We start from the raw sequence: 26986 nt of genomic DNA, 5'->3' as shown, positions 1-26986 counted from the left end.
GGAGTGGTGGGTCAGGCGGCGTGCACCGCGGACGCGGCAGCGGACTTCGCGGCCGCCGCCGTGCTCGCGGCGAGTGCCGCCGTCGCCATCTCGCGGGCCTGTTCGAGCGTGTAGCGACCGAGTTCGGCGCGCACGTCGGCCAGGGCCGCGGGGGTCATGGAGAGGGTGGTGGCGCCGAGACCGACCAGGACCACGGCGAGCAGCGGGTCGGCTGCTGCCTCGCCGCAGATCCCGACGGGCTTGCCGGCGGTCGCGCCCGCGGTGCCGAGCTGCGCGACGAGGCGCAGGACGGCGGGGTGCCACGGGTCCTGGTAGGACGCGACGGTGCCGAGCATGCGGTCGGCGGCCATCGTGTACTGGGTCAGGTCGTTCGTGCCGATCGACACGAAGTCGGCGTTCTGGAACACCTGGTCGGCCATCAGCGCGAGCGACGGCACCTCGGCCATGACGCCCGCGGTGCGGATGCCCAGCTCACGCGCCAGGGTGACGAAGTACTCGGTCTCCTCGGCGTCGGCGACCATCGGGGCCATCACCCACAGGTCGGCCTCGGTCGCGGCGTCGGCCTGGGCGAGCGCGGTGAGCTGGTCGCGCAGGACCTCGGGGTGGTTCCGCAGGGCACGGAGACCGCGGCGCCCGAGGGCGGGGTTCTCCTCGTCCTTGTCGGTGAGGAACGGCAGCGGCTTGTCGGCGCCGGCGTCGAGCGCACGCACGACCACCTTCTTGCCGGGGAACGCCGCGAGGAGCTGGCGGTACGACTCGGTCTGCTCGTCGACCGTGGGGGCCTTGGGCGAGTCGAGGAAGAGGAACTCGGTGCGGAAGAGCCCCACGCCCTCCGCACCGAGAGCAACGGCGCCGGCGGCGTCGGCGGGGCTGCCGAGGTTCGCGAGCAGGGGCACGACGTGGCCGTCGGCGAGGGCACCGGCGGTGAGCGGTGCCGCTGCGGCGGCGAGGCGGTCGGCGATGCGGCGCTCGACGTCCGCGACCAGTGCGGCGTCGGGGTCGGTCACGACCGTGCCGGCGATGGCGTCGACCACGACGGACTGGCCGTCGACCAGGTCGTCCGCACCGGTCACACCGACGATGGCGGTGATGCCCTTGGCACGGGCGAGGATCGCGGTGTGCGAGGTCGGGCCGCCGTCACGGGTGACGAGCGCCAGGACCTTGTCGAGGTCGAGCAGGGCGGTGTCGGCCGGTGCGAGGTCGCGGGCGACGAGGACGAAAGGGGTGTCCGACTCGGGGACACCGGGGGCGTGCACGCCGCGGAGCTTGGCGATGATGCGCTGGGCGACGTCGTCGAGGTCGGCCGCGCGCTCCCCCATGTAGCCACCCATGCCGACGAGCAGGTCGCGGAACTGTGCGAAGGCCTCGTACACGGCACGCTCGGCGTTCGTGCCGCCGTCGATGCGGGCGTGCACGTCGTCGAGCAGCGTCGGGTCCTGCGCCATCAGCGCCTGGGCCTCGAGCACGGCCTGGGCGTCGCCACCGGCGAGCTGTCCGCGCTTGTTGAGGTCGTCCGCCACGGCGGCGAGTGCGTCGTGCACGGCCTGCTTCGCGTCGTCCGCAGAACCCACCAGGGCATCCTTCGACGGTTCGCCGAGCGGGTCAGCCATCCGGAGCACGGGGCCGTGGGCAACGCCACGGCCGACGCCGGTGCCGAGCAGTTCGGACATTCGAGACTCCTTCATCTCACACGCGCTTGCGGTGGGGTGGATCGTTCGGTGCACGCGGCACGGGAACAGACCACGCCCGTACGGCTGATCAGCACACTACCCCGATCAGCGTTGACAAACAAACACATCCGGGGATAAAAATACAGAAACAGATGCCCGTTTGCGTCTGGCGGATCGACCGACGGCACCGACATCACGGATGTCGCGCCCGAACATGTCCGTTCCGTTCCGACCCGAGACGACGAGGTCCGATGTACGCACCAGAACGCCACCAGCGCATCGTCGAGCAGGCGCGCGCGCAGGGCCGGGTGGACGTCAAGGACCTGGCCGAGCTGCTCGCCGTCACGCCCGAGACCATCCGCCGCGACCTGACGAGCCTCGAGCGCCGCGGCCTCGTCCGGCGCGCGCACGGCGGGGCGATCCCGGTCGAGCGCATCACCCTGCACCCCGGCGTCGGTGACCGCGGCGGCATCAACCAGACCGAGAAGATGGTCATCGCCGAGGCCGCCCTGGCGGAACTGCCCGAGAACGGCTCGATCATGATCGACGCCGGCACCTCGACCATCTGCCTGGCCGAGATGCTCCCGACCGACCGCGGCCTGACGGTCGTCACGCACTCGCTGCCGGTCGCCACCGCCGTCGCGAACCGCCCGGGCCTCGACCTGCACCTGCTCGGCGGCAACATCCGCAGCGACTCGCTGGCCGGCGTCGGCACGTGGACGCACCAGCTCATCGGCATGGTCAGCGTCGACGTCGCCTTCATCAGCATCAACGGCATCACGCCGGAGCGCGGCCTGACGACCCACAACGTGGCCGAGGCCGCCGTGAAGAGCGCGATGATCAAGTCCGCACGGCGGAGCATCCTGCTCGCCGACCACACCAAGTTCGGCCGCGAGGAGTTCGGACGCGTCGCCCCGCTCGCCGCGATCGACACGATCATCACCGACCCCGCCGTCAACCTCGACCTGGTCCGCGAGGTCGAGGCCGCCGGCACCGAGGTCTTCTGGCCCGGCCGAGCCTGACCGTGCCCCGTTCCCGCCCACCCAGCGCTCGCTAGCATGAGCCAACCACCCGTCGACAGGAGTACATCGATGTCCGAAGCCACCCGCACCGTGACCGTCGCCAGCGCATCCGGCCTGCACGCTCGCCCCGCCTCCCTCTTCGTCCAGACCGTGACGGCGTCGGGGCACCAGGTCACGATCGCCAAGGGCGACAAGTCCGGGAACGCCGGCAGCATCCTCGCCCTGCTCGGACTCGGCATCGAGCACGGCGACGAGGTCACCCTCACCGTCTCGGGCGACGACGCCGAGACCACCGCGGACAGCCTGGTCGAGTTCCTCGGGACGGACCACGACGCGGCCTGATCGCGCAGGTCGCGTCCTGCACGCGACCACAGGGCGGACGGGAGGCACGGTGCCAGCTGGCACCGTGCCTCCCGTCCGTCCGTCGGGGGCGTCCAGGGCTGTCGGCACCCGCCGATAAGGTGTTCTGCATGACACGCCTGCGCCTCGCATCCGTCAACGTGAACGGCGTCCGCGCCGCCTTCCGCAAGGGCATGGGCGACTGGCTCGCCACCCGTGACGTCGACGTGCTGGCCCTGCAGGAAGTGCGCGCGTCGAGCGACGACCTGACGGCGCTGCTCGGCGACGAGTGGGACATCGTGCACGACCCGGCGACCGCGAAGGGTCGCGCCGGCGTGGCCATCGCGTCCCGACACTCGGCGCAGATCCACCGCGTCGCGCTCGGACCGGACGACTTCGACTCCGCCGGCCGGTGGCTCGAAGCCGACTACGAGATCGGCGGCACCACCGTGACCGTGGTCTCGACGTACGTGCACTCGGGCGAGGTCGACACCCCCAAGCAGGACGAGAAGTGGAAGTTCCTCGACGCGATGACCGAGCGGCTGCCCGCACTCCGGGCGCACAACCCGCTCGCGGTCGTCGTCGGTGACCTGAACGTCGGGCACGACCAGCGCGACATCAAGAACTGGAAGGGCAACGTCAAGCGTGCCGGCTTCCTGCCGCGCGAGCGTGCCTACTTCTCGCGGTTCTTCGGTGCCGACGGCGAGCCCGTCGAGGGCGCCGACGGCTCCACGGGTCCCGGCCTCGGGTGGGTCGACGTGGGGCGCGCCCAGGCCGGTGACGTCGACGGGCCGTTCACGTGGTGGTCGTGGCGCGGTCAGGCCTTCGACAACGACACGGGCTGGCGCATCGACTACCAGATGGCGACGCCCGACCTGGCCGCGAAGGTCACGGAGTACACGGTCGACCGCGCTGCGGCGTACGACCAGCGATGGTCCGACCACGCCCCCGTGGTCGTCGACTACGAACTCTGACCCCACTTCTCTCGCTTCACCTGACGCACCGGAGCACCACCATGACCAAGACCCGCATCTTCTCGGGCATCCAGCCGTCCGCCGGCTCGCTGCACCTCGGCAACTACGTCGGGGCACTCATGCAGTGGAGGACTCTGCTCGACGACTACGACGCCATCTACTGCGTCGTCGACATGCACGCGATCACGTCCCCGCAGGACCCTGCCGAGCTCCGTGCGAACACCCGGGCCACCGCCGCGCAGTACATCGCGTCGGGCATCGACCCGTCGAAGGCGACGCTGTTCGTGCAGTCCCACGTCCCCGCACACGCCGAGCTCGCCTGGGTGCTGAACACCCTGACCGGCTTCGGCGAGGCGAGCCGGATGACCCAGTTCAAGGACAAGTCGGCGCGCCAGGGCGCCGAGGCGGCGTCGGTCGGGCTCTTCACGTACCCGATCCTGATGGCCGCCGACATCCTGCTGTACGACACCAAGGTCGTGCCGGTCGGTGACGACCAGCGACAGCACGTCGAGCTGACCCGCGACCTGGCCGGACGCTTCAACTCGCGGTTCGGCGACACCTTCGTCACGCCCGAGGCGCGGATCCTGACCGAGACCGCACGCATCTACGACCTGCAGGACCCGACCAGCAAGATGAGCAAGTCCGCAGCGTCGGAGAACGGCCTCATCCGCCTCCTCGACGACCCGAAGCGCACCGCGAAGAAGATCAAGTCGGCCGTCACCGACGACGAGCGCGAGATCCGGGCCGACCGCCAGGCCAAGCCCGGTGTGACGAACCTGCTGTCGATCCTGTCGGCGTTCACCGGCACGTCGATCGCCGCGCTCGAGGAGTCGTTCGCCGGCAAGGGCTACGGCGACCTGAAGGGCGAGGTCGCCGACGCCGTCGTGGCCGAGCTCGAACCGGTCCGCGCCCGCACGCTCGAACTGCTCGACGACCCGGCCGAGCTCGACCGCCTGCTCGCCGTCGGTGCCGACCGTGCCGAGTCCATCGCGCAGGACACCCTGGCCCGCGTCTACGACCGCATCGGGTTCGTCCCGCGGTCGCGCGGCTGAGCGTGCAGCCCGTCACGCTCGAGTCGGCGCGCGTCCGGCTCGACCTGCCCACCCGCGCCGACACCGCGGCGATCACCGAAGCCTGCCAGGACCCGGAGATCGTCCGGTGGACCACGGTCCCGAACCCGTACCGCGAACAGGACGCCCGCACCTTCGTCGACGCGCTCGTCGGCCCGGGCTGGGCCTCGGACCGTGAGTACACCTGGGCGATCAGGCCCGCCGGCTCGACGTGGCTCGCGGGCATCATCAGCTACCGCACCGCCGGCCGCGACCTCGGGTTCTGGCTCGCGCCGTCCGCGCGCGGCGCCGGGATCATGCACGACGCCGTCCGGCTCGTCGTCGACTGGGCGCTCGAGCAGGGCGCCCCGGACGTCTACTGGGAGTGCTACGAGGGCAACACAGCGTCGGCGGTTGTCGCCCGTGCGGCCGGGTTCTCGTACACGGGCCGCGGCGAAGCCCGTGTGCCGGACCGGGACGGGGGCCCCACGGCGGCGTGGACGGCGCTCCGACGCGCCGACGGCGCACCTGCCTCCGACCTCCCGTGGCCCGTCGTCTGAACACGCTCACAACCATGGTGACGCGTCACCCGAATGCCGCCGGTAGGCTCGGCCCGTGAGCGACACGGCACGACCCACCGAGGTCCGGGCGATGCGCCGCGGGCTCGAACTCGCGGCCCTCGGACCCGCTGTCGGCGACCACGCACGCGTCGGCGCGGTGATCCTGTCCCCCACCGGCGAGGTCCTCGCCGAGGGCTGGCACAAGGGTGCCGGGACCCCGCACGCCGAGGTCGACGCGATGGCCAAGGTCGACCCGGCGCTGCTCCGCGGCGCGACAGCGGTCGTCACCCTCGAGCCCTGCAACCACGTCGGTCGCACCGGCCCCTGTGCCGTGGCACTGCTCGACGCCGGAGTCGCCCGGGTCGTGTACGCGATCGACGACCCCGGAGCCGACGTGCACGGCGGCGCCGACCGACTGCGCGCAGCGGGGGTCCAGGTCGTCTCCGGGGTCCTGGCCGACCAGGCCGAAGCGTTCCTCGAACGGTGGCTCCTGTCGGTGCGGCTCGGTCGCCCGTGGGTCACCGTGAAGTGGGCGTCCAGCCTCGACGGGCGTGCCGCCGCTGCCGACGGCACGAGCAAGTGGATCACCGGCGCCGCCGCCCGCCAGCACGTCCACGAGCAGCGTGCCGCCCACGACGCGATCCTCGTCGGCACCGGCACCGTCCTGGCGGACGACCCGAGTCTGACCGCCCGCGGCGACGCCGGCGAGCTGCTCGCCGACCAGCCGCTCGCCGTGGTGCTCGGCGACCGCCCGGTGCCCGACGACGCCGCGGTCCGCCGGCACCCGCGCGGACTCATCGCCCTGCCCGGACACGACCTGGCCACGTCGCTCGGAGCCCTGCGTGGGCACGGCGTGCACTCGGTGTTCGTCGAAGGGGGTCCGACGGTCGCCTCGGCGCTGATCGCCGCCGGACTCGTGGACGAGTACCTCGTGTACATCGCCCCGGTCCTGCTCGGCGGTCCCCGAGTGGCCCTCGGCGACCTGGGCGTGGGAAGCATCTCCGACCGTCGCCGGTTGGACGTACTATCGACCACCAGCCTCGGCCCCGACCTGCTGGTCCGAGCCCGGCCGCAGCGGACACAGCACCACGACCACCAGCTGCAGCGGCAGCACGACGCGACATCCGGGCTCGGGAACGACGGGCCCACGAACGACCGGAGCACCACATGACCGACGCGCTGACCTCACCCACGCCGGGGAGCCCGGTCCACTTCGAGGTGTCCACGAACGTGCCGACCACCCACGGCACCTTCCAGATGCGCGCCTACCGCGACCTCGTCACGAGCGCGGAGCACGTCGCCATCATCGGCGCCCTGCCCGACGGCTCGCTGCCCGCCGATGGCGCGCTCGTCCGTGTGCACTCCGAGTGCCTCACCGGCGAGGCCTTCGGCTCGCTGAAGTGCGAGTGCGGCCCCCAGCTCGACGCGGCGCTCGACACCATCGCGGCCGAGGGCGGCGTGGTGATCTACCTGCGCGGGCACGAGGGCCGCGGCATCGGTCTCATCAACAAGCTCAAGGCCTACCGCTTGCAGGAAGACGGTCTCGACACGCTCGACGCCAACCTCGCGCTCGGGCTGCCTGCGGACTCCCGTGCCTACGGCGGTGCCGCGGGCATCCTCGCCGACCTCGGCATCACCCGCGTCCGGCTGCTGTCGAACAACCCCGAGAAGCGCCGCCAGCTCGAGGAGCACGGCATCACCGTCGACTCCCTCGTGCCGCTCGTCGTCGGCATCTCGGCGCAGAACGCCGGGTACCTCGACACCAAGCGCGACCGGATGGGCCACCAGCTGCCCGAGCACCTCGAAGCCGGGGCCGGCGCCGGCGCCTGAGCGCGCACGGGCAACGGACGGCCGCGACCAGCTGACTCTGGGCTGATTCGCAGCCAGACGACATCTGTCGTATGATCGGGCTTCCGTCACAAGCGGTCCCCCTCAGCCGAACGCACCCGATCGGTGCCCGCGCCACCCCGCGCGAACCGATCGGTGTCCGCCGTCCGGACCCTCGTGCTCTCCCCCGGGAGCACGCAGCACGGAAGACCCCGCCCTGTCATGACCGCCGCTCCGGCACCCGCAACGCCCACCTCCGCTCCGGCCCCCGCCGGCAACCCGCGCTCCCGCGTCGTCATCGCCAGCCTCGTCGGCACGTCGATCGAGTTCTACGACTTCTACGTCTACGCAACCGCCGCGGTGCTCGTCTTCCCCACGCTGTTCTTCCCCAACGAGGACCCGACGGCCTCGCAGCTGTCGTCGTTCGTCACCTTCGCCCTGGCGTTCTTCGCCCGGCCGGTCGGGTCGATCATCTTCGGGCACTTCGGTGACCGGATCGGCCGCAAGACCACCCTCGTCGCGTCGCTGCTCGTGATGGGCACGGCCACGTTCCTGATCGGCTGCCTGCCGACGTTCGACACCGTCGGGGTCTGGGCCCCGGTCCTGCTCGCCGTGATGCGCTTCACCCAGGGCGTCGGCCTCGGCGGCGAGTGGTCCGGTGCGGCGCTGCTCGCGACCGAGAACGCGCCGAAGGGCAAGCGCGGCGTGTTCGGCTCGATGCCGCAGCTCGGTGCCCCCATCGGCTTCCTGCTCGCGAACGGCCTGTTCATCGCCATCAACGCGGCGATGCCCGCCGGTGCCGACGGCTCCCCGAACGCCGACTTCCAGGCGTGGGGCTGGCGCATCCCGTTCCTGCTGTCCGCGGTGCTCGTCATCATCGGCCTGTACGTGCGGTTCAAGCTCGTCGAGTCGCCGGTGTTCCGCGGGGTGCAGGAGTCCGGCACGGTCGCGAAGGTCCCGCTCGGCCGGGTGTTCCGCACCTCGTGGAAGGCCGTCATCGTCGGCACCTTCGGCATGGTCGCCACCTACGTGCTCTTCTACTTCCTGACGACGTTCACCCTGCAGTACGGCACCACCGGCACCGTGAACAGTGCGCTCGTGCCGAAGGTCGGTCTCGGGTACTCCCGCGGTGAGTTCCTGACGCTGCTGATGATCGGCGTCGTGTTCTTCGGGATCTTCACGCCGATCGCGGGCCTGCTCGCCGACCGGTTCGGCCGCCGCAAGACCCTCATCCCGACCACGATCGGCATCGCGCTGTTCGGCCTGACGTTCCAGTTCTGGTTCGCGGCGTCGAGCGGGCCGATCACGGTGGTGACGTTCCTCATCGTGGGGCTCTCCCTGATGGGTCTGACCTTCGGCCCGATGGGTGCGCTGCTGCCCGAGCTGTTCCCGACGAACGTCCGGTACACCGGCTCGGCCATCGCCTACAACGTCGCGTCGATCCTCGGTGCGTCGCTCGCGCCGACGGTCGCGCTGGCGCTCTGGCGGCCGGACGGCGACATCTTCCTCGTCGGCCTGTACCTGACGATCGCCGCGGTCGTGACGCTGGTCGCGCTGCTCTTCGTGCGCGAGACGAAGTCGAAGGACATCGCCGACGCCTGATCGGCGACCACCTGACGGACGGGAGGCCCCCGCTCAGCAGCGACGCGAAGCGTTGCGCGGGGCGCGCCGACCGAGCCTGCGAGGGAGGGGTGCCAGCTGGCACCGGGCCTCCCGTCCGTCGCGTGCGTGCCTCGCGCCCCGCGCAACACGCCGTCGTACCGGCAAGGCGCCGCAAGCCCGCCGAGACGCCGCCGAATCCGGCGGCGTCTCGCGCGAGTGACGGCGTCGAACGAAGACGCCGGCGTCTGCGCACCTCACCCGGCACTCGTCAACCCAGATTGACGAGTGTCGGTGCGTCAATGTACGTTGACAGGCATGGACCGACCGACCATCACGAGCCTCGCGGCCGGAGCCTCGGGGGACGACCCGTTCTCCGCCCTCGCCAGCGTGCGGGAGCTGCGTCGTGAGCTCGACCGGGCCGAGGAACTCGCCGCACGCCGTGCACGCACCGCCGGCGCATCGTGGCAGGAGATCGCGACGCTGCTCGGTGTCAGCCGACAGGCAGTGCACAAGAAGTACGGCAGAAACTAGGAGCACGATGAGCTTCCCCTTCGCACGCCCGAAGACCTCCGACGGCCCCCGCGCCACGTTCGGTCGCCTGCTGTCCTACCTGTTCGAGAACAAGCCCGCGATGGTGGTCATCATCGTGCTGAGCGTCCTCGGCGCGGGGGCGTCGCTCGCCCAGCCGCTGCTGGTCAACCAGGTGATCACGGCGGTGCAGCAGGGCAACACCCTCAGCACGCTCGTGTGGCTGCTGGTCGGGCTCGTCATGATCGCGGGCGTGCTGAACGGCGTGCAGCACTTCCTGCTGCAGCGCGCGGGTGAGGGCGTGGTGCTCTCCACCCGCCGCAAGCTCATCGCGCGCATCCTCAACCTGCCCATCTCGGAGTTCGACACCCGCCGCACCGGCGACCTGGTGTCCCGTGTCGGCAGCGACACCACGCTCCTGCGCGCCGTCCTGACCCAGGGGCTCATCGAGTCGATCGGCGGCGCGCTGACGTTCGTCGGCGCCGTCATCGCGATGGCCGTCATCGACCCGCTGTTGCTCGTGATCGTCGTGGTCATCGTCCTGGTCGCGATCGTCGTCGTCGGCGGACTGAGCCGTCGCATCCGGGTCGCGTCGAAGCGCGCGCAGGAGAAGGTCGGTGACCTCACCGCCGCGGTCGAACGCGGGATCGGCGCGGTCCGCACCATCCGTGCAGCCGGCGCGACCGAGCGCGAGGTGCACGAGGTCGACGGCCACGCGACCGAGGCGTACAAGCGGGGGCTCGACATCGCCAAGATGTCCGCCTTCGTCGTCCCCGTCGCGAGCATCGTCATGCAGGTCGCGTTCATCGCCGTCCTGGGCGTCGGCGGCGCGCAGGTCGCGGCCGGCACCATCACCATCGCGACGCTCATCACGTTCATCCTGCTGCTCTTCATGATGATCATGCCGCTCGGCCAGGCGATGGGCGCGGTCGTCGCCGTCGCCCAGGCGCTCGGCGCCCTCGGCCGCATCGAGGAGATCCTGCACCTGCCGACCGAGTCCCAGGACGACGCGTCCGTCCGGCCGGCTGCGGCGGTCGCGACCGACGACGCCATCGCGTTCGAGCACGTGTCGTTCCGGTACCGCGGCCAGGCGGACGCCTCGGGTGCCGACGGCGCGGTCGCGTCCGACGCCGCGGATCACCCAGGAGGCCCGGATCGCGTCGACGACGAGCGACCGGTCGACGACGTGGTGCTCCACGACGTGTCGTTCCGCGTGCCGCGCGGGTCGCGCGTCGCACTCGTGGGTCCGTCCGGTGCCGGCAAGTCGACGACCCTGGCGCTGATCGAGCGGTTCTACGACCCCACCGACGGCGTCATCCGCCTGGGCGGCATCGACGTGCGCGGCATGGACCGCGACGAGCTCCGTGCCCAGATCGGCTACGTCGAGCAGGACGCACCCGTGCTCGCCGGCACGATCCGCGCCAACCTGCTGCTCGGGTCGCCCGACGCCACCGAGGACGACTGCGTCCGCGTGCTCGAGGCGGTCAACCTCGGCGAGGTCCTGCACCGCGACCCCCGCGGCCTCGACGCGCAGGTCGGTGAGGACGGCGTGATGCTCTCCGGCGGGGAACGGCAGCGCCTGGCCATCGCCCGTGCGCTGCTCGCCGCTCCCCCGATCCTGCTGCTCGACGAGTCGACGTCGTCCCTCGACGGGGTCAACGAGCAGAAGATGCGGCTCGCGATCGACGCCGTCGCCGAAGACCGCACGCTCCTCGTCATCGCCCACCGGCTGTCGACCGTGGTCGACTCCGACGTGATCGTCGTGCTCGAGCGCGGCCGCGTCGTGGGTAGCGGCACGCACTCCGAGCTCGTGCAGTCGACCCCGCTCTACCGCGACCTGGCGAAGCACCAGCTGCTGGTGTGAGCGTCGGTGCGGCCGCGTCCACCGCGGCCGCACCGTGGGACCACGCGCAGGCTCAGGCGGCGAACGGGTCCGGGGTGAGCACGTAGACGGTCTCGAGGTACTCCTCGATGCCCTCGTGTGCCCCCTCACGACCGAGGCCCGACGACTTCACGCCGCCGAACGGGAACGCCGCGTTCGACACGACGCCCGTGTTCAGGCCGAGCATGCCGGTCTCCAGGCGCTCGGCGAGCCGCTGACCACGCCGGAAGTCGGTCGTGAAGGCGTAGGCGACGAGGCCGTACTCGGTGTCGTTCGCGAGCCGGATGCCCTCGTCCTCGGTGCTGAAGCGCGTGACCGACGCGACCGGTCCGAAGATCTCCGTCGTCATGATCTCCGAGCCGGGCTGCACGTCGTCGATCACCGTCGCCTCGTAGAACGTGCCCGGACGGTCGATCCGGTGTCCGCCGGTGACGAGCCGCGCACCCCGGCCGACGGCGTCGTCGACGAGCCCGGCGGCCTTGTCCACGGCGCGGTCGTCGATGAGCGGTCCGAGCGTCGTCCCGTCCTCGGTGCCCCGGCCGACGCGCAGTGCGTCGACCTTCGCGGTGAGGGCTGCGACGAACGCGTCGGCGATGCCGTCCTGCACGAAGAACCGGTTCGCAGCGGTGCAGGCCTCGCCCGTGTTCCGGAACTTCGCGAGCATCGCGGCGTCCACAGCCGTGTCGAGGTCGGCGTCGTCGAACACGAGCAACGGGGCGTTGCCGCCGAGCTCCATGCTCGTCTTGAGCACGTTGTCGGCCGCCTGCTTGAGCAGTGCCGACCCGACCGGGGTCGAGCCCGTGAACGTGAGCTTGCGCAGGCGCGGGTCGGCGATGATCGGTCCGGACAGTCCCTTGGCGTCGCTCGACGGGATCACGTTGAGCACACCGTCCGGCAGCCCCGCGCGGCGGAACAGCTCGACCAGGAACAGGGTCGTCAGCGGGGTCAGGTCGGCAGGCTTCGCGACCACGGTGCAACCGGCGGCCAGCGCCGGGCCGATCTTCCGGGTCGCCATCGCGAGCGGGAAGTTCCACGGCGTGATGGCGTAGACGGGGCCGACCGGACGCTTCAGCACGATCGCCCGGCCGGTGCCCTCGGGGTTCGTGCGGTAGTCGCCGGTGATGCGGACGGCCTCCTCCGAGAACCAGCGCAGGAACTCGCCGCCGTAGACGACCTCACCCCGGGCCTCGGCCAGGGGCTTGCCCATCTCGAGCGACATGAGGGCCGCCAGGTCGTCGGTGTGCTCGTGCACCAGGTCGAAGGTCCGGCGGAGGATGTCGGAACGCGTGCGCGGGGCCGTTGCCGCCCAGGACTCCTGCGCTGCGGCCGCGGCGTCGAGCGCGGCGATGCCGTCCTCGGCGCTGGCGTCGGCGACCTCGGCCAGCACGGCGCCGGTCGACGGGTCGTGCACGGCGAAGGTGGACCCGCTCGACGAGGCACGCCAGGTGCCGCCGATGAACAGGCCGGTGGGGACGCCCTGGACGCGGACGTGTTCGTCCGCGACGGTCGTCACGAGACGCGCGTCGTCCGCGGCGTCGGTGGTGGGGGTGTCGTTCGTGGTGGTTTCGGTCACAGTCGTGCTCCTCCTGGGTTCGCGAGGCCCTCGTCCATGTCGCTGCGGTCGACGTGTCCGCCGGCCGCCCGGATCTCGTCCAGCGCCCGGGCACTGCGCTCAGCGTCGACGCCGGCCACCAGGTCCTGGTACACGGCGACGTCGAGGCCCGCGGCACGGGCGTCGAGTGCCGATGCCCGGACACAGTGGTCGGTCGCCATCCCGACGACGTCGACCGTGTGCACGCGGCGTTCGGCGAGTACTGCGGCGAGCGGGACGCCCGCCTCGGTCCGGGCCTGGAACGCCGAGTAGTCCGGCGTGCCCTGGCCCTTGAAGACCTCGACGTCGATCAGGGCGGTGTCGAGATCGGGATGGTAGTCGGCGCCCGGCGAGCCCGCGACGCAGTGCACCGGCCAGGTGTCCACGAAGTCGGGTCCCTCGGGTCCGGCGAAGTGCCCGCCGTTGTCGTCGTCGCCGTGGTGCCAGTCGCGGGACGCCACGATCAGGTCGTACTCGTCCCCGTGCCGACCGAGGAACGCGGTGATGCGCTCCGCGAGCGCCGCTCCCCCGGTGACCGCGAGCGCACCGCCCTCGGTGAAGTCGTTCTGGACGTCCACGACGAGCAGTGCTCTTGCCATGGATCCATCCAACACCCGTCGGCTCAGGAGCCGGTGAGCTTGCTCCCGCACGAGTAGGTGGCGGCCGTCACCGCGTCCAGTGCCGGCAGGGCGGCCGCGCGTGGTGAACCGATGGCGTAGAAGGCGAAGGTCAACCGGGAGCCGTCAGCAGCGTCGATGTAGCCGCCGAGGGTGTTCGCGCTGTCGATCCAGCCGGTCTTCGCGTGCACCTTGCCGCGCGCGACGGCGTTCGCCCCGGTGAACCGGCTGGCGAGGGTGCCGGACTGCCCGGACACCGGCAGGGCGTTCGCGAGCGTCCCGAGGCCCTTCGCGCCCGAGGCGACCTGCACCATGAGGTGCGCGACGAACTCCGGCGACACGGCGTTCGAGGCGCTCTCGCCCGAGCCGTCCTTGATCGTGATGCCGGCCGGGTCGAGGCCGTACGAGCGGAGCGCCGACTGGTACACCGATGTCAGTGAGGCCGCCGAGCCGTTCGACCCCGACTCCTTCGACGAGATCCGGGCGAGCATCTCGGCCAGGGTGTTGTCCGAGTTCGGGATCATCTGCCCGATGAGCGTCGACACCGGCTGCGAGTTCACCGTCGCGATCGTCTCGGTACCCGTGGTCGCACGCTTGACGATCTGCGCGGAACCCGCGCCCGCGACGCCCGCGTTGGCCAGTGCTGTCCGGAACGCGGCGCCGGCACGACCGACGGGGTCCTCCGACCGGGGCGAGGTCGCCGCGGCGGGGTTCGCCCGGTCACCGTCGACCATCAGCGCGGTGACCTCCGGCTGGTACCCGATGGTGCGCTCGGACACCGGCCACGTGGGGTCCCAGGCGTCGGCGTCGCTCCAGTAGGAGTCGTCGGTGACGATGGTGGTGATCGGGGTGTCGCCGACCTCGGCCTTCACCTGCTGCGCGAGCTGCGCGAGGGTCGGGGCGCCCGGGTAGACGGTGCCGCCACCGGCGGACAGGGTGGCGTCCCCGTGGCCGACCAGGGCAACGGTGTTCGCGGACTCCCGTGCGACGGTCGTCGGGATGCGGTGGTCGCCCCCGAGCACCGAGAGCGCGGTCGCCGAGGTGAGGGTCTTCATGACGCTGCCGGTCTGGGCAGCCCGCTCCCCGTTCTTCGAGAACAGGACCTTGCCCGTCTTCGCGTCCATCACGTACCCCTCGAAGTCACCGAGGCCGCTCGCCGACGCGGCGGTGGCGATCGAACAGGTCCGGAGTGCGGACGGGCCGGCCAGGTCCTTCGGCACGGCACGGGCGGCCGCGGGCGGGGTCGGGGACGGCTTCGTCGCCGGGCGCTTCGTGGTGGTCGTCGAGTCCGGCGCCGAGGACCCGCTCCGGGTCGGGCTCGGCGCGGCGGCCGACCGGGAGTCCGAGGTCGTGGCCGCCGCGACGGCGACGGCCCCACCGGAACCGACCACGAGGAGCGCCGCGAGCCCACCCGCGATCCAGGGCACCGGGCGTCGCGCCGCGGAGGCACGCACCGCGGCGACGGCGGCGTGGAACCGCTCCGGGACGGAAAGCGGGGTGGGCTGCTGCTCGGACATCGCGACCGATCCTACGGAACTGCGGCAGGAGCCTCCAGGCCGGATGCGGGATCCGTGGCGGACGGGAGCCGGATCAGGGAGCCGAGACGGGACCGTCGGCCGGGTAGCGGACCCCGACCTGGCGACGTGCCTCGTCCAGCACGGCCATGATCGCGACCGTCTCGGCCGGGTCCATCGGGCCGCCGTCGTGGCGGCCGGACGTGATCATCGACTCGAAGGCGCGCGCCTCGTGCGCGTAGCCGGCGAGCTCCTCGCGACCGTCGAACTCCTCGACCACGACGCCGTCACGATCGCGGATCCGCCAGGTGGTCGGCGTGTACCAGGTGGAGTCGATGTCGATGCGGCCGGACTCACCGATGACCGACGCCGTGTTCGGGCTGCGGAGGTCCATGCCGAAGTGGATCATCGACTGTGCGCCGCCCTCGTGCGTCATCACCAGGCCCATCTGCTCGTCGACGCCCTGCTCGCTCAGCGTGCCCGCCGCGACCAGCGCTGTCGGCACCCCGAGCACGTCCACCGCGAAGGACACCGGGTAGATCCCGAGGTCGAGCATCGCTCCCCCACCGAGTGCCGGGTCGCGCAGCCGGTGGTCGGGGTCCGTCGGCAGGGCCTGGTGGTGGGTCGCCTCGACGACCATCGGGCGGCCGATGCGGCCCTCGGCGACGACCTCGCGGATCATCGCCATCTGGGGCAGGAACCGCGTCCACATCGCCTCCATCACCGCGACACCCGCCTGCCTCGCGGCGTCGACGACCGTCCGGGCCTCGGCCGCGGTCATCGTGAAGGCCTTCTCGACCAGGACGTGCTTGCCCGCGCGGATCGCGAGCAGGGCGTCCTCGGCGTGCCGGACGTGCGGGGTCGCGACGTAGACCGCGTCGACCTGGTCGTCCGCGACGAGGTCCTCGTACGACCCGTGCGCCCGCTCGACGCCGAACTCGGCGGCGAAGGCCTCGGCGCGCGCGCCGGTGCGACTGCCCACAGCCGTGAACACGACGCCTGCCGCGGCGCAGTCACCCACGAAGGAGCGCGCGATGCCGCCTGTACCGATGACTCCCCAGCGAACCGTCATGGGTCCTGTCTACCAGCGCCGCGGCGGTGGCGCCTCGCGGTGCTGGGCTGCTGCGCGGGGCTGCCGGTGCTGTGCGGTGCTGGGCTGCTGCGCGGTGCGGCCGGTGCCGTGCGTCAGCGGCGGTGTTTGCCGAGCGCGGCGTCGGGAGCGGCCAGCGGGTGGTTCCGGAACCAGCGCAGCAGCTCGCGCGCGCGGCTGGTGTCCGCACTCGCGTCGCCCTGGGCGAGGAACGTGTCGAAGCCGTCGGGCAGGTCGCCATCGGCCTCGCGGTGGAACGCCATCTTCCACTCGCCGAAGCGTCGGGTGTGGATGCGCTCCTCGACCAGCAGGCCGATCTCGGTGTGCCGCGGGTCGTCGGTGATCCGCCGGTAGGTCTCGAGCACGGCCGCTTCGGGACCCTCGAGCAGCTGCATGAACCGGCCGTCCTTGTAGACGAGCAGGCCGGACAGGTCGGACGCGGTGTTGTGCTCCCGCGCGTGCTCGAGCAACGCGTCGAGCAGCTCCTGGTCGAACACCTGGTTCGCCGCGCTCATGTAGACCAGGGACAGCAGCATGACGACCTCTCGGTGACGACGGAACGGGTTCCCACTCATCGTGGACCGCCCCGACGACGACGGGCAGCCCCAGAACGGGGAACGGCCCCACCCGCGCACCCGCGTCGAGGTTCGGGTCATCGACGCGAGCACACGGGTGTCGGGTCGTACGACCGGACTGATTCGGAGCCCCCGTCCGGGGGGTTTGGTCACTCCGCGTCGTAAGTGCGGACCCAGTCGATCTGGACGTGCCCCGGGGCGCCCCAGTTGCCGATCTGGAACATGTAGCGGTGCGGGGTGGTGGGCACGTTGCGCGGCACCGTGAACACGAGCTTGCCGTCGAGGTAGTACCGGATGATCTTCCCCGGCACCCACTCCGTCGTGTAGGTGTGCCAGTCGTTCCAGGACACCCGGGTGTTGTAGTGCTCGGTGCGGCGTTCGAGTCCCTGGAGCATCGAGTGGTGGAAGACCCGCGGGGAGCCGTCGAACTGGCCTTCCGGGTAGTTCAGCTCGCCGTCCGCCCAGGCGTTGGACGTCGGCCAGAGCATCACCGCGATCCCGTTGCCGTCGCCCCCGGTCGCCCGCGCACGGATGCTGAAGGTGCCGCCGACGTGCGACCAGGCGCCGGTGGGGGTGCCGAAGGTGCCGGCGGCGCCCCGCTCACCGTCCAACGCGACGTCCAGGTAGCCGTCGTGCGCGCTGATGAGCTCGTCCGAGTAGTACTTGCCGCCGGCGCCGTCGGGGTAGGGCTGCCACGAGTTCCGGTACGTCTCGGCGAAGGGACCACCGGCCGCAGCGGGGGTGTCGAAGTCTTCCGAGAAGGTCGGCTCACGGTCGGCCAAGTACGCCGGCCCGGTCGAGGACCCCGTCGGCGTCGCGGACGATGGGGCACCCGGCGACGCGGTCGACGCAGATGTCGCCCGCGACTCGGGCACGGCCGCTGCGGTCATCGCGAGCGCTCCGGCGGTGGCGGCGACCAGGACGACGACCAGCACACGCTTCAACACGGCGTCACTGCCGTCGGTGCGATGAGCTGGCGCTCGGTCATGGTGTCCCCCGTATCGCGGACAAGGCTAGTCCGCGCGAACGCCAGGGGTCTGTCCCTCGGGTGAGGGACACGGATTTCGTCCGGAATACGAAAACCCCGGTCAGAGCCACTTCGAGCAGGCCTGACCGGGGTGTTCACGGAGCCGCCTGTCGGAATCGAACCGACGACCTATTCATTACGAGTGAATCGCTCTACCGACTGAGCTAAGGCGGCGCACACTCCATGTCCGGAGTGGCACGAGCAATGACTATACAGGTTCAGACGAGTGAACGCGAAACCAGCACGCCGAGCTCGGAGAAGGACCGTTCGAGTTCGTCGACCAGGTGGGTTCCGGCCTCGGAACCCGACCACTCCCACCACGCGTGGCGCAGGGCGGCGAGGGCGACGATGGCCGCGAGACCGGCGCGGCGACGGAGCGCATCGGCGTCCGCGGCGAGCTCGGGGTCGGCGCGCTCGAGACGACGTGCGACGGCAGCCTGCAGTTCCGCCTGGAACTCCTTCATCGACGCCATGCGCCGGCTGAACAGCTCCGGGTTGGCGCGGAGGACCTGCTGCCGCTCCTCGATGAGTCCACGTTCCTCGATCAGTTCGCGCGTGGAGTGCACGAGCAGGGTGCCGATGTCAGCGAGCAGTTCACCGTTCGGCCCCCCGGCGACGAACGTCTGCAACGCCTGGTCGTCCGGCAGCTGCGGGTCGTCGCCGAGGATCGCCTGTTCCTTGCTCGGGAAGTAGTTGAAGAACGTCCGGGGCGAGACGTCGGCACGGCGGGAGATCTCGTCCACCGTCACCGCGCCGAGGCCGTCCTCGATGGCGATCCGGAGCGCAGCCTGCTGGATGGCGCGCCGGGTGGCGCGGCGCTTCCGTTCGCGCAGGCCGGGTTCAGCGTCGGGCATGCCGTGATTCTCGCATGCCCGGCCTCAGCGGCGGGCGCGTGCGATCGTGACGAGCAGCGCTTCGAGGGCCAGCAGTGCCGCGACGTTCGCAGCGATGCGCTGACGCGCCAGGGCCACGGCGTCCAGCACCTGGAGCGCGGCGGCGGGCGGGGTCGTCGGCAGTGCGTGCTCGAGCTGCTCACGCATGGCCAGGTTGACCGGTTCCGCCGGAGCACCGAGCCCCATCAGGAGCAGGTCGCGGTACAGGGACGAGACGTCCACCAGGATCCGGTCGAGCCCGTCGCGCAGGCTCCGGGTCGCTCGGCGTTTCTGGTCGTCCTCGAGCGCACGGAGCTGCGACCGGAGTGCCGGCGGGATCGTCCCGCCCGGCTCGACACCGAGCGAGCGCAGGGCCGCATCGCGTTCTTCCGAGTCGCGCTGCTCGGTGATGGACTTGGCGTCTTCGTCGGCGACGGCGAGGAGCTCGGCGGCAGCCATGACGGCGTCACCGACGCTCCGCACACCGAGCACGGTGGTCAGGGTCCGGCGTCGACGATCACGGGCCGGCTCGCTCGTGGCCAGGCGCTGCGCCATGCCGATGTGGCTCTGCGCCTGACGTGCGGCGTCCATCGCGAGAGCACGGTCGACACCGGTCCGGGCCACGAGCAGGTCGGCGACGGACTCGATGCCGGGCACACGCAGGCGGACCGAACGGACGCGCGACCGGATCGTCGGCAGCAGGTCGGCTTCACTGGGCGCGCAGAGGATCCACACCGTGCGCTCCGGTGGTTCCTCGAGCGCCTTGAGCAGCAGGTTCGAGGTCCGCTCGGTCATGCGGTCGGCGTCCTCGATGATGACGACGCGGTAGCGCCCGACCGACGGCGAGTAGTACGACGAGGTGACGAGCTGCCGGATCTCGTCGATCGTGATGATCACGCGCTGGGTCGTGAGCACCGAGACGTCGGGGTGGGTCTTCGCGGTGATCTGCCGCAGGGTGTGGTCGTCGTCGGGGCCGTTGCCCACGAGCGCAGCCGCGAAGGCGGTCGCCACGTTCGACCGACCGGACCCGGGCGGGCCGGTGATGAGCCACGAGTGGGTCATGCCGCCGGTACCGTCGGTCGACTCGGCCGCATTGCGCAGCGATGCGACCGCTTCTTCCTGCCCGGTCAGGCCGTCCCACACGCTCACGGGACCATCCTGTCAGTGACCACCGTCACGCTGCGTCGATCCCGACGAGCGGGGCGACCGCGCGACGGACTGCGTCCTGCACGGCATCGGTCGGAGCTGCGGCGTCGACCACGAGGAAGCGTGCGGGCTCCGCGGCCGCCATGGCGAGGAACGCCTGCCGGACGGACTCGTGGAACGCCGCGGCCTCGGACTCGAGGCGGTCGAAGGTGTCCCCCCGTGCCGCGGCTACCCGGGCACGCCCGAGCGTGACGTCGAGGTCGAGCAGGATCGTGAGGTCCGGTGCCAGGCCGTCGGCGGCCCATTCCGAGACCGAGCGGACCTGCTCGGCGCCGAGCCCCCGCGCGACACCCTGGTAGGCGACGGACGAGTCGATGTAGCGGTCCTGCAGCACGACGTCACCGCGTGCGATCGCCGGACGGACGACGGTCTCGACGTGCTGGGCGCGATCAGCCGCGTACAGCAGCGCCTCGGCCCGGGGCGCGATGTGGCCCCGCTCGTGCAGGACCATCTGGCGGATCCGGACGCCGAGGTCGGTGCCACCGGGCTCGCGGGTGCGCACCACCGTCCGGCCGTGCGCACCGAGCCACGCCGAGAGCAGCTCCGCCTGGGTCGTCTTGCCCGCGCCGTCGCCGCCCTCGAGCGTGATGAAGCGACCGGTCACTTCTTCTTGGCCGCCGTCCGACGAGCCGGGGTCTTCTTCTTGACGGGCCCCTTGGCGCGCTTGTCCGCGATGAGCTGGACGGCGCGGGCGTGGTCGACGGCCTCGACGTCCTCGCCCTTCGGGATGGTCGCGTTCGTCTCGCCGTCGGTGACGTACGGACCGAACCGGCCGTCCTTCATCTTGATCGCCTTGCCGGACACCGGGTCGGCGTCGAACTCCTTGAGCGCGGCACTGGCGGTGCGGCCGCCGTACTTCGGCTGTGCGAACAGCTCGAGTGCGCCGGGCAGGTCGATGTCGAAGATCGCGTCCTCGCCGGGCAGGGTCCGGGTGTCGGTCCCCTTCTTCAGGTACGGACCGTACCGGCCGTTCTGCGCCGTGATGTCGTTGCCGGTCTCCGGGTCCTGACCGACGACGCGGGGCAGGTCGAGGAGCTTCAGCGCGGTCTCGAGGTCGACCGTCTGCGGGTCCATCGACTTGAAGAGCGAAGCGGTGCGTTCCTTCGGAGCCGCGGCCTTCTTCGTCGTCTTCTTCGCGGGGGCCTTCTTCGCGGGGGCCTTCTTCGCCGTCGCCGTCTCGCTCGTCGCGGTCGCAGCAGCCGCCTCGGTCGCCGGGGCCTCTGCCGGTGCAGGCGACTCGACGACCTCGCCGGTCTTCGGGTCCACGGTGGGCTCGGGCTCCGGGGTGCGCTCGGTGACGTACGGACCGAAGCGGCCGTCCTTCGCCAGGACTTCCTTGCCGGTCTCCGGGTTGATCCCGACGACGCGGTCGCCGATCACCGGAGCGTCGACGAGTTCCTTCGCCTTCGCGACGGTCAGTTCGTCGGGGGCGAGGTCCTCGGGGACGTTGACGCGCCGGGGCTTCTCGGGGTCGTCGCTCGGCACCTCGATGTAGGGACCGTACCGACCGATCCGGAGCGTGAGGCCCGGAGCGAGCTCGACCGAGTTGATCTCGCGGGCGTCGATCTCACCGAGGTTGTCGATGACCGTCCGCAGGCCGCGCTGGTCGTCGTCGCCGCCACCGAAGTAGAAGCCCTTGAGCCAGTCCACCCGGTCGGCGTCGCCGCGGGCGATGCGGTCGAGGTCTTCTTCCATCTCGGCGGTGAAGTCGTACTCCACGAGCTCGCCGAAGTACTCCTCGAGCAGGCGCACCACGCTGAAGGCGATCCAGTTCGGCACGAGTTGCGTGCCGCGGAGCGAGACGTAGCCGCGGTCGATGATCGTCGGGCTGATCGTGGGGTAGGTCGACGGGCGTCCGATCCCCAGCTCTTCCAGCGTCTTGATGAGGCTCGCCTCGGTGAAGCGCGGCGGCGGGGTGGTGTCGTGCCCCTTCGCCTCGACGTCGGTGACCGCGAGGTGCTCGCCCTTGGCCACGTTCGGCAGGGCGACGTCCTGGCCGGCGCGATCGCTGGACTCGTGGCGGTCCTCGTCGCGGCCTTCTTCGTACGCGCTGAGGAAGCCGCGGAAGGTGATGACGGTGCCGGAGGCGGTGAACTCGGCGTCGGTGCCGTTCGCGGTCGACGCGATGCCCTCCACCGACTCGGTGGAGGCGATGCCGAGCACGATCGACGCGGTCGAACCCTTGGCATCGGCCATCTGCGACGCGATGGTGCGCTTCCAGATGAGGTCGTAGAGACGCCACTCGACACCGGTCAGGGTGCCCTGGAGGTCCTGCGGGGTGCGGAAGGAGTCGCCTGCGGGACGGATCGCCTCGTGCGCCTCTTGCGCGTTCTTGCTCTTGCTCGCGTACAGGCGGGGCTTGTCGGGGACGGTGGCCGAGCCGTACAGGTCGGCCGCCTGCTTGCGGGCCGCGTCGATCGCCTGCTTCGAGAGCGAGACCGAGTCGGTACGGATGTAGGTGATGTACCCGTTCTCGTACAGCGTCTGCGCGGCACGGGCGGTCTGTCGCGGCGATAGACGGAGCTTGCGCGCGGCTTCCTGCTGGAGCGTCGACGTGGTGAACGGAGCGGCCGGGCGTCGCGTGTAGGGCTTCGAGTCGACGCTGCGGACGGTGGCGTCACCGGCGCGCTCGAGGACGGTCGTCAGCGACGCGGCAGCGGCCTCGTCGAGGCGGACGACGTCGCCGCTGAGCGCGCCGCGGTCGTCGAAGTCACGGCCGGAGGCGACGCGGGTGCCGTGGATCCGGGCGAGTCGCGCGGAGAAGGAGGACTCTCCGGCCTTCTCGAACCGGGCGGACAGGTCCCAGTAGTTGGCGGACACGAACGCCAGGCGCTCGCGCTCACGGTCGACCACGAGACGGGTGGCGGCGGACTGCACACGGCCGGCGGACAGTCCGGGGGCGACCTTGCGCCACAGGACCGGCGAGACCTCGTACCCGTAGAGACGGTCGAGGATGCGGCGGGTCTCCTGTGCGTCGACGAGGGCGGTGTCGAGCTCACGGGTGGCTTCCTGCGCGCGCTGGATCGCCTCCTTCGTGATCTCGTGGAAGACCATCCGCTTGACGGGGACCTTCGGCTTCAGGACCTGCAGCAGGTGCCATGCGATGGCTTCGCCCTCGCGGTCTTCATCTGTTGCGAGGTAGAGCTCGTCGGCGTCCTTCAGGGCGCGCTTCAGCTCGGAGACGGTCTTCTTCTTGGCGTCGGACACGACGTAGTACGGCTCGAAGCCGTTGTCGACGTCCACCGAGAACTTGCCGAGGGAGCCCTTCTTGAGCTCGGGCGGCAGGTTCTTCGGCTCGACGAGGTCGCGGATGTGTCCGACAGAGGCCTGGACTTCGTATCCGTCACCGAGGTATTGCGCGATCGTCTTCGCCTTCGCAGGGCTCTCGACGATCACGAGCTTCTTCGTGCCTGGCACGTGTCTCCTTGATCGATGGTGCTGATCGGCCCTGTCCACGAGCGTGTCCGGGGCGACCGGGACATCGGTGACCGCGGGCCGACAGGCACACCATACACATAGTGTTCGGGCGGGTTGCCTGCCGGACCGGCCACCGCGAGCGCGCCGGTGACGAACGGACCGGTGCCCACGACCACGCGGACCCGGGCCGTGGTGGCGAGGAGTTCGCAGGTGTCGAGGGTGGCCCCGTTCGCCGTCGCGATCCGGGTGGCGACCGCGCACGGCTCCCCCGGGACCAGCCCGGAGGCGGCCGCAGCGGTCCCGACGGCCGCGGCGTCGGCGGCACCCTGTGCGCGGAGGGCCTGCGTGCGGTGGCCGGCTGCGGCGAGCGCCGTCGACCCGACGAGGACCCCCACGCCGAGGACCGCCACGAGCAGCACGGTCGCCGAGCCCCGTTGACCGTCGGGACGCACCACGTCAGCCCCCTCGGGCCACGGCGCACCCCGTCGCGGTCAGCGGGAGCGCCGCGAAGGGACCGGTCCCGCCGCGCGTGGCGTCGACGCACACCAGGTCGCCGTCGGCCCGGACGACGATCGAGGCCCCCGGGGCGATCCGTTCGGCCGCGGACCGCCCCTGGGAGTCGTCGTCGCGACCGATCGCCCGCGCTGCGGTGGCGGCGGCGAGTTGCAGCCGACCCTGCGCATCGACGACGAGCACCGCCGCGACGAGCGCGGTCAGCACGAGGGCCACCACGGGCAGCGCGACCGCGAACTCGACCGTCACCGAGCCACGCTCACAGCGAGAGCGCGCCACGGACGAGGTCGGTGAGGATGGTCTGGACCTCGCCCGAGCGCATCACCGCGACGAGCACTCCGGCGAAGGCCACGGCGGCGAGGATGACGACCGCGTACTCGGCGGTGGCCGATCCCCGGTCGTCGCGCAGTCGGGCGCGCCACCGTGCGACGAGGGAACGGTGGCGACGGTGGCGGATGGCCCGACGGATGCGGTGGTCGGGAGGTGACGTGGTGCTCATGGAGTCCGTCCTTTCTGTTCGGTGGGACCAGCCTGTCCGGGCTGCGGTGGCGACGACGGTGTCCCGACCGCATCTGTGGAGAGGTCACCCCGGTCCGCCCACCGTGGAGGAGAGGACCCCCACCACCACGGGCACGACCCCCACGAGCACGAACGCCGGCAGGACGCACACCCCGAGCGGCAGCACCAGGCGCACGGCCAGGCGTTCCGCCGCCACGAGCCCGTCGGCAGCGGCTTCGTCGCGGACGTCCTCGGCAGCGCGTCGGAGCAGCCCCGCGGCGGGGACCCCAGCGCGCCGGGCGAGGTCGAGCACCTCCCGCAGACGATCGACGTCCCCCGCGGGTGGGACGGCTGCGGCGGACGCCTCGGCGACGGCCTGCCCGGCGGTGGTCCACGATCCGCCTCCGGCCACCGCCACGGCCCAGGCGTCGAGGAGCACCCCGGGGACGTGGCCGTCGGGCGTCGCGGAACGGACCAGCCGCGCCGTCCACCGTCGTCCGGCGAGGACGAGGGCTGCGGCTGTGCCCGAGCACACCCAGCCGGCCGGCGAACCGACCAGGACCTCGACGGCGCCCGCACCCCAGGCCGCCCCGAGGCCCAACCCGAAGAGCGGCAGCGCGAGGACGACGCGGGCGCTCGTCCGCGGACCGGCCAGGGCGACCCGGATCGCGCGGTCCGAGGCGGCGGCGCGCCGGAGCGCGCCGGCGAGCCCGCGGAGGGTCTCGGCGACGGGTGCTCCCGTCCGGTCCGCGACGCGCAGGACGACGGCGACGTCCTGCTGGGCCGGTCCGCCGGCGCCGGGCAGCCCGCCGACGAGCTGCCACGCTCGCGGCGGCGGGACACCCGCCGCGACCAGCGTCGCCACCCGGTCGAGCACCCCCGCCACCCGAGCGGGGCCGTCAGCGGTGTGTCGGCTCACCGCAGCCCGTCCACCGGGCGCACCTCGAGCCTCCCGTCCGGACCGACGTGCAACGTGCCCACGCCGCCGAGCCGCCGCTGTCCGGCTCGTCGCTCCACGTGCAGGACCAGGTCGAAGGCGCTGACGGCCTGCCGGGCCAGCACCTCGGCACCGAGGCCGGCGAGCGCTCCGAGTGCTTCGAGGCGCGCAGCGACGTCGGCGATGCCGTTGGCGTGCACCGTGCCCGCTCCGCCGTCGTGCCCGGTGTTCAGGGCGGAGAGGAGTTCGCGGACCTCGGCGCCACGGCACTCCCCCACGACGATCCGGTCGGGTCGCATCCGGAGCGCTTCCCGCACGAGTCGGTCGAGACCGAGCGCGCCTACCCCCTCGGCGTTCGCCTGCCGCGCCTCGAGCGCGACGACGTGCGGGTGGGCGATCCGGAGCTCTGCGACGTCCTCCACCGTCACGATGCGCTCGTCGACGGGGACGCTCCCGAGCATCGCCGCGAGCAGGGTGGTCTTGCCGCTGCCGGTCGCACCGGTGACCAGGACGTTCCGGCGCGCGGCGACGGCGTCCTCGACGACCGACCGCGGAACGAACGCGAAGGTCCCGCCGCGTTCGAGGGCGGCGAGCGATGGCCGGTGGACCTGTGGCAGTCGGATCGACACCGCGGTGCCCCCGACCGACACCGGGGCCAGGACGACGTGGACCCGGACACCGTCACCGTGCCGGACGTCCGCGCACGGCGTGGTCTCGTCGACGTGACGACCACCGAGCGCGACGAGGCGGGTCGCGAGTTCGCGGGCACGCGTCTCGGTCAGCCGAGGCTGGACGGCTTCGAGTCCGGTGCCGCGGTCGACCCACGTCCCCACGCCGCCGAGCACCAGGACGTCCGTCACAGCGGCGTCCGCCACCAGGGCCGCGAGTTCCTCGAACTCGACGACCACGGCCGCACGGCGACGTGCCGGCGGTGCGGCGCCGGGCAGGAACGGGGCGGAAGGAGGGGGCGGTGGCGCGAGCGCTGCCGACGCGGACGCGGACGCAGACGCAGACGCAGACGCAGACGACGTCAGCGCGTGCGACGCCGACGTGGACGCGGACGAACCACGAGCAAGCGGAGAAAGCGGAGGAGCACGGTGGAGTGGCATACCGCCGACGGTAAGGAACGCTCGAGGGCGCCGATCGGCCGGTCCCCACTTCTGTGGACAACACCGAGCTGCCCTACCAACGGACCGGTTTGTCCCCCGAAACGGAAAGCCGTACCCCGGTCGATGATCGGACACGGATGCCACCGGGATCACCCACCACCCCTGCTCCCGGCGTCCGGACTGGACGTAGCACCTGCTACGCAAGAACATGCAGAATGCATGCACGAGCATGGACCGGTCTGTCCACGCGACCGGCGTCCCTGTGCGGATCGGGGCACATGCCAGAGCCCGACGAGCGGCCGATGCTCGAGTCAGACCCCGGGAAACAGAAGAGGCGGCACCGGTTGGGGGGAACAGGTGCCGCCTTGACATCGAGGGATTGGGGGGAATCCGATTCGATGCCGCCGGAAACGAGTCCAGCGAGAACTACTGTACCCCACGATCACCCCTCCGGGGCAACCCCGGACACGACCTCCGGGCGTGCCGCACCCCGACCCGGCCGAGGGGTAGTCTCCGGATGCACGCAGGCACCGGCGACGGATGCCACCAGAGGCCGCAACGACGCGA

General features: G+C 71.6%; 25 protein-coding genes, 1 tRNA gene and 1 pseudogene. 10 read left to right on the top strand and 17 right to left on the bottom strand.

Going from position 1 to position 26986, the window contains the following annotated elements; genetic code table 11:
• Positions 1-11: 11 nt before the first annotated feature.
• Entirely contained in the window at positions 12-1670 is a 1659-nt protein-coding gene (gene ptsP, locus QRN30_RS10850; protein WP_017888727.1) for a phosphoenolpyruvate--protein phosphotransferase, read from the bottom strand.
• Positions 1671-1921: 251 nt separating this feature from the next.
• On the opposite strand from ptsP, the gene QRN30_RS10845 reads away from it, so the two are divergent.
• From QRN30_RS10845 to QRN30_RS10800, 10 genes and pseudogenes are all read left to right on the top strand, one after another.
• A complete protein-coding gene (locus QRN30_RS10845; protein WP_017888726.1) occupies positions 1922-2692 on the top strand; it encodes a DeoR/GlpR family DNA-binding transcription regulator in 771 nt (256 codons plus the stop codon).
• A gap of 69 nt (positions 2693-2761) precedes the next feature.
• Positions 2762-3034, top strand: a complete 273-nt coding sequence (locus QRN30_RS10840) for an HPr family phosphocarrier protein (protein WP_017888725.1) — start codon at positions 2762-2764, stop codon at positions 3032-3034.
• Positions 3035-3162: 128 nt separating this feature from the next.
• Positions 3163-4005 (top strand): exodeoxyribonuclease III, encoded by an 843-nt coding sequence (locus QRN30_RS10835; RefSeq protein ID WP_017888724.1) that lies wholly within the window; start codon positions 3163-3165, stop codon positions 4003-4005.
• A gap of 41 nt (positions 4006-4046) precedes the next feature.
• Complete coding sequence (gene trpS, locus QRN30_RS10830; RefSeq protein WP_071251841.1) at positions 4047-5057, top strand: tryptophan--tRNA ligase; 1011 nt, start codon at positions 4047-4049, stop codon at positions 5055-5057.
• Positions 5058-5059: 2 nt separating this feature from the next.
• On the top strand, positions 5060-5614 hold the full coding sequence (locus QRN30_RS10825; RefSeq protein WP_284761075.1) for a GNAT family N-acetyltransferase: 555 nt from the start codon (positions 5060-5062) through the stop codon (positions 5612-5614).
• A 91-nt stretch (positions 5615-5705) separates the two neighbouring features.
• Positions 5706-6785: a bifunctional diaminohydroxyphosphoribosylaminopyrimidine deaminase/5-amino-6-(5-phosphoribosylamino)uracil reductase RibD gene (ribD, locus tag QRN30_RS10820; RefSeq protein ID WP_081612386.1), complete on the top strand. Its 1080-nt coding sequence runs from the start codon at positions 5706-5708 to the stop codon at positions 6783-6785.
• Between the two features lie 29 nt (positions 6786-6814).
• Positions 6815-7444, top strand: a pseudogene (ribA, locus tag QRN30_RS10815) (GTP cyclohydrolase II); the annotation flags it as partial.
• A gap of 219 nt (positions 7445-7663) precedes the next feature.
• Positions 7664-9043: an MFS transporter gene (locus QRN30_RS10810; protein WP_284761074.1), complete on the top strand. Its 1380-nt coding sequence runs from the start codon at positions 7664-7666 to the stop codon at positions 9041-9043.
• 315 nt (positions 9044-9358) lie between these two features.
• A complete protein-coding gene (locus tag QRN30_RS10805; RefSeq protein WP_017888718.1) occupies positions 9359-9574 on the top strand; it encodes a helix-turn-helix domain-containing protein in 216 nt (71 codons plus the stop codon).
• 7 nt (positions 9575-9581) lie between these two features.
• A complete protein-coding gene (locus QRN30_RS10800; protein WP_017888717.1) occupies positions 9582-11435 on the top strand; it encodes an ABC transporter ATP-binding protein in 1854 nt (617 codons plus the stop codon).
• Between the two features lie 52 nt (positions 11436-11487).
• On the opposite strand, the gene QRN30_RS10795 is transcribed toward QRN30_RS10800, so the two are convergent.
• The 16 genes from QRN30_RS10795 to QRN30_RS10720 form a co-directional block, all read right to left on the bottom strand.
• Complete coding sequence (locus tag QRN30_RS10795) at positions 11488-12966, bottom strand: NAD-dependent succinate-semialdehyde dehydrogenase (protein ID WP_263137448.1); 1479 nt, start codon at positions 12964-12966, stop codon at positions 11488-11490.
• 56 nt (positions 12967-13022) lie between these two features.
• Complete coding sequence (locus QRN30_RS10790) at positions 13023-13643, bottom strand: isochorismatase family protein (protein WP_214532468.1); 621 nt, start codon at positions 13641-13643, stop codon at positions 13023-13025.
• 23 nt (positions 13644-13666) lie between these two features.
• Positions 13667-15178, bottom strand: a complete 1512-nt coding sequence (dacB, locus tag QRN30_RS10785; RefSeq protein ID WP_284761073.1) for a D-alanyl-D-alanine carboxypeptidase/D-alanyl-D-alanine endopeptidase — start codon at positions 15176-15178, stop codon at positions 13667-13669.
• A 73-nt stretch (positions 15179-15251) separates the two neighbouring features.
• Positions 15252-16247, bottom strand: coding sequence for a Gfo/Idh/MocA family protein (locus tag QRN30_RS10780; RefSeq protein WP_284761072.1), 996 nt, complete (start codon positions 16245-16247; stop codon positions 15252-15254).
• A 113-nt stretch (positions 16248-16360) separates the two neighbouring features.
• Positions 16361-16801, bottom strand: coding sequence for a BLUF domain-containing protein (locus QRN30_RS10775; protein ID WP_042538933.1), 441 nt, complete (start codon positions 16799-16801; stop codon positions 16361-16363).
• Positions 16802-16989: 188 nt separating this feature from the next.
• Positions 16990-17787 (bottom strand): glycoside hydrolase family 16 protein, encoded by a 798-nt coding sequence (locus QRN30_RS10770; RefSeq protein WP_071251846.1) that lies wholly within the window; start codon positions 17785-17787, stop codon positions 16990-16992.
• 181 nt (positions 17788-17968) lie between these two features.
• A tRNA-Thr gene (locus QRN30_RS10765) sits at positions 17969-18041 on the bottom strand.
• A 44-nt stretch (positions 18042-18085) separates the two neighbouring features.
• Positions 18086-18721 carry a TetR/AcrR family transcriptional regulator gene (locus QRN30_RS10760; protein WP_017888710.1) on the bottom strand — a complete coding sequence of 212 codons (636 nt, stop codon included), beginning with the start codon at positions 18719-18721 and terminating at the stop codon, positions 18086-18088.
• A 24-nt stretch (positions 18722-18745) separates the two neighbouring features.
• A complete protein-coding gene (locus tag QRN30_RS10755) occupies positions 18746-19888 on the bottom strand; it encodes a DNA polymerase III subunit delta' (RefSeq protein ID WP_017888709.1) in 1143 nt (380 codons plus the stop codon).
• Between the two features lie 25 nt (positions 19889-19913).
• Positions 19914-20549, bottom strand: a complete 636-nt coding sequence (gene tmk / locus QRN30_RS10750) for a dTMP kinase (RefSeq protein WP_042538862.1) — start codon at positions 20547-20549, stop codon at positions 19914-19916.
• On the bottom strand, positions 20546-23362 hold the full coding sequence (gene topA / locus QRN30_RS10745; protein ID WP_140448967.1) for a type I DNA topoisomerase: 2817 nt from the start codon (positions 23360-23362) through the stop codon (positions 20546-20548). Before topA ends, tmk begins: the two co-directional genes overlap by 4 nt.
• Positions 23338-23817 carry an Rv3654c family TadE-like protein gene (locus tag QRN30_RS10740; protein ID WP_284761071.1) on the bottom strand — a complete coding sequence of 160 codons (480 nt, stop codon included), beginning with the start codon at positions 23815-23817 and terminating at the stop codon, positions 23338-23340. The genes topA and QRN30_RS10740 overlap by 25 nt, the downstream gene beginning before the upstream one ends.
• Before the next feature lies 1 nt (position 23818).
• Positions 23819-24124: a TadE family type IV pilus minor pilin gene (locus tag QRN30_RS10735; RefSeq protein ID WP_161598126.1), complete on the bottom strand. Its 306-nt coding sequence runs from the start codon at positions 24122-24124 to the stop codon at positions 23819-23821.
• Positions 24125-24134: 10 nt separating this feature from the next.
• A complete protein-coding gene (locus tag QRN30_RS10730) occupies positions 24135-24374 on the bottom strand; it encodes a DUF4244 domain-containing protein (RefSeq protein WP_071251849.1) in 240 nt (79 codons plus the stop codon).
• Between the two features lie 84 nt (positions 24375-24458).
• Positions 24459-25292: a type II secretion system F family protein gene (locus tag QRN30_RS10725; protein WP_042538868.1), complete on the bottom strand. Its 834-nt coding sequence runs from the start codon at positions 25290-25292 to the stop codon at positions 24459-24461.
• The gene (locus tag QRN30_RS10720; protein WP_194589748.1) at positions 25289-26218 is read right to left on the bottom strand and encodes a TadA family conjugal transfer-associated ATPase; all 930 of its coding nucleotides are present in this window, start codon (positions 26216-26218) and stop codon (positions 25289-25291) included. Before QRN30_RS10720 ends, QRN30_RS10725 begins: the two co-directional genes overlap by 4 nt.
• Between the last annotated feature and the right edge of the window lie 768 nt (positions 26219-26986).

This window comes from Curtobacterium sp. MEB011, from assembly GCF_030209655.1.
GTDB classification, from domain to species: domain Bacteria; phylum Actinomycetota; class Actinomycetes; order Actinomycetales; family Microbacteriaceae; genus Curtobacterium; species Curtobacterium poinsettiae.
Note: the sequence above shows the minus strand (reverse complement) of the source record. Positions and strands in the feature narration are given on the sequence as shown.

Excerpts from the sequence above, each read along its gene's own strand:
- ptsP (WP_017888727.1), bottom strand. The coding sequence starts at position 1,670 with ATGTCCGAACTGCTCGGCACCGGCGTCGGCCGTGGCGTTGCCCACGGC.
- QRN30_RS10845 (WP_017888726.1), top strand. The coding sequence starts at position 1,922 with ATGTACGCACCAGAACGCCACCAGCGCATCGTCGAGCAGGCGCGCGCG.
- QRN30_RS10840 (WP_017888725.1), top strand. The coding sequence starts at position 2,762 with ATGTCCGAAGCCACCCGCACCGTGACCGTCGCCAGCGCATCCGGCCTG.
- QRN30_RS10835 (WP_017888724.1), top strand. The coding sequence starts at position 3,163 with ATGACACGCCTGCGCCTCGCATCCGTCAACGTGAACGGCGTCCGCGCC.
- trpS (WP_071251841.1), top strand. The coding sequence starts at position 4,047 with ATGACCAAGACCCGCATCTTCTCGGGCATCCAGCCGTCCGCCGGCTCG.
- ribD (WP_081612386.1), top strand. The coding sequence starts at position 5,706 with ATGCGCCGCGGGCTCGAACTCGCGGCCCTCGGACCCGCTGTCGGCGAC.
- QRN30_RS10810 (WP_284761074.1), top strand. The coding sequence starts at position 7,664 with ATGACCGCCGCTCCGGCACCCGCAACGCCCACCTCCGCTCCGGCCCCC.
- QRN30_RS10805 (WP_017888718.1), top strand. The coding sequence starts at position 9,359 with ATGGACCGACCGACCATCACGAGCCTCGCGGCCGGAGCCTCGGGGGAC.
- QRN30_RS10800 (WP_017888717.1), top strand. The coding sequence starts at position 9,582 with ATGAGCTTCCCCTTCGCACGCCCGAAGACCTCCGACGGCCCCCGCGCC.
- QRN30_RS10790 (WP_214532468.1), bottom strand. The coding sequence starts at position 13,643 with ATGGCAAGAGCACTGCTCGTCGTGGACGTCCAGAACGACTTCACCGAG.
- dacB (WP_284761073.1), bottom strand. The coding sequence starts at position 15,178 with ATGTCCGAGCAGCAGCCCACCCCGCTTTCCGTCCCGGAGCGGTTCCAC.
- QRN30_RS10780 (WP_284761072.1), bottom strand. The coding sequence starts at position 16,247 with ATGACGGTTCGCTGGGGAGTCATCGGTACAGGCGGCATCGCGCGCTCC.
- QRN30_RS10775 (WP_042538933.1), bottom strand. The coding sequence starts at position 16,801 with ATGCTGCTGTCCCTGGTCTACATGAGCGCGGCGAACCAGGTGTTCGAC.
- QRN30_RS10760 (WP_017888710.1), bottom strand. The coding sequence starts at position 18,721 with ATGCCCGACGCTGAACCCGGCCTGCGCGAACGGAAGCGCCGCGCCACC.
- QRN30_RS10730 (WP_071251849.1), bottom strand. The coding sequence starts at position 24,374 with ATGAGCACCACGTCACCTCCCGACCACCGCATCCGTCGGGCCATCCGC.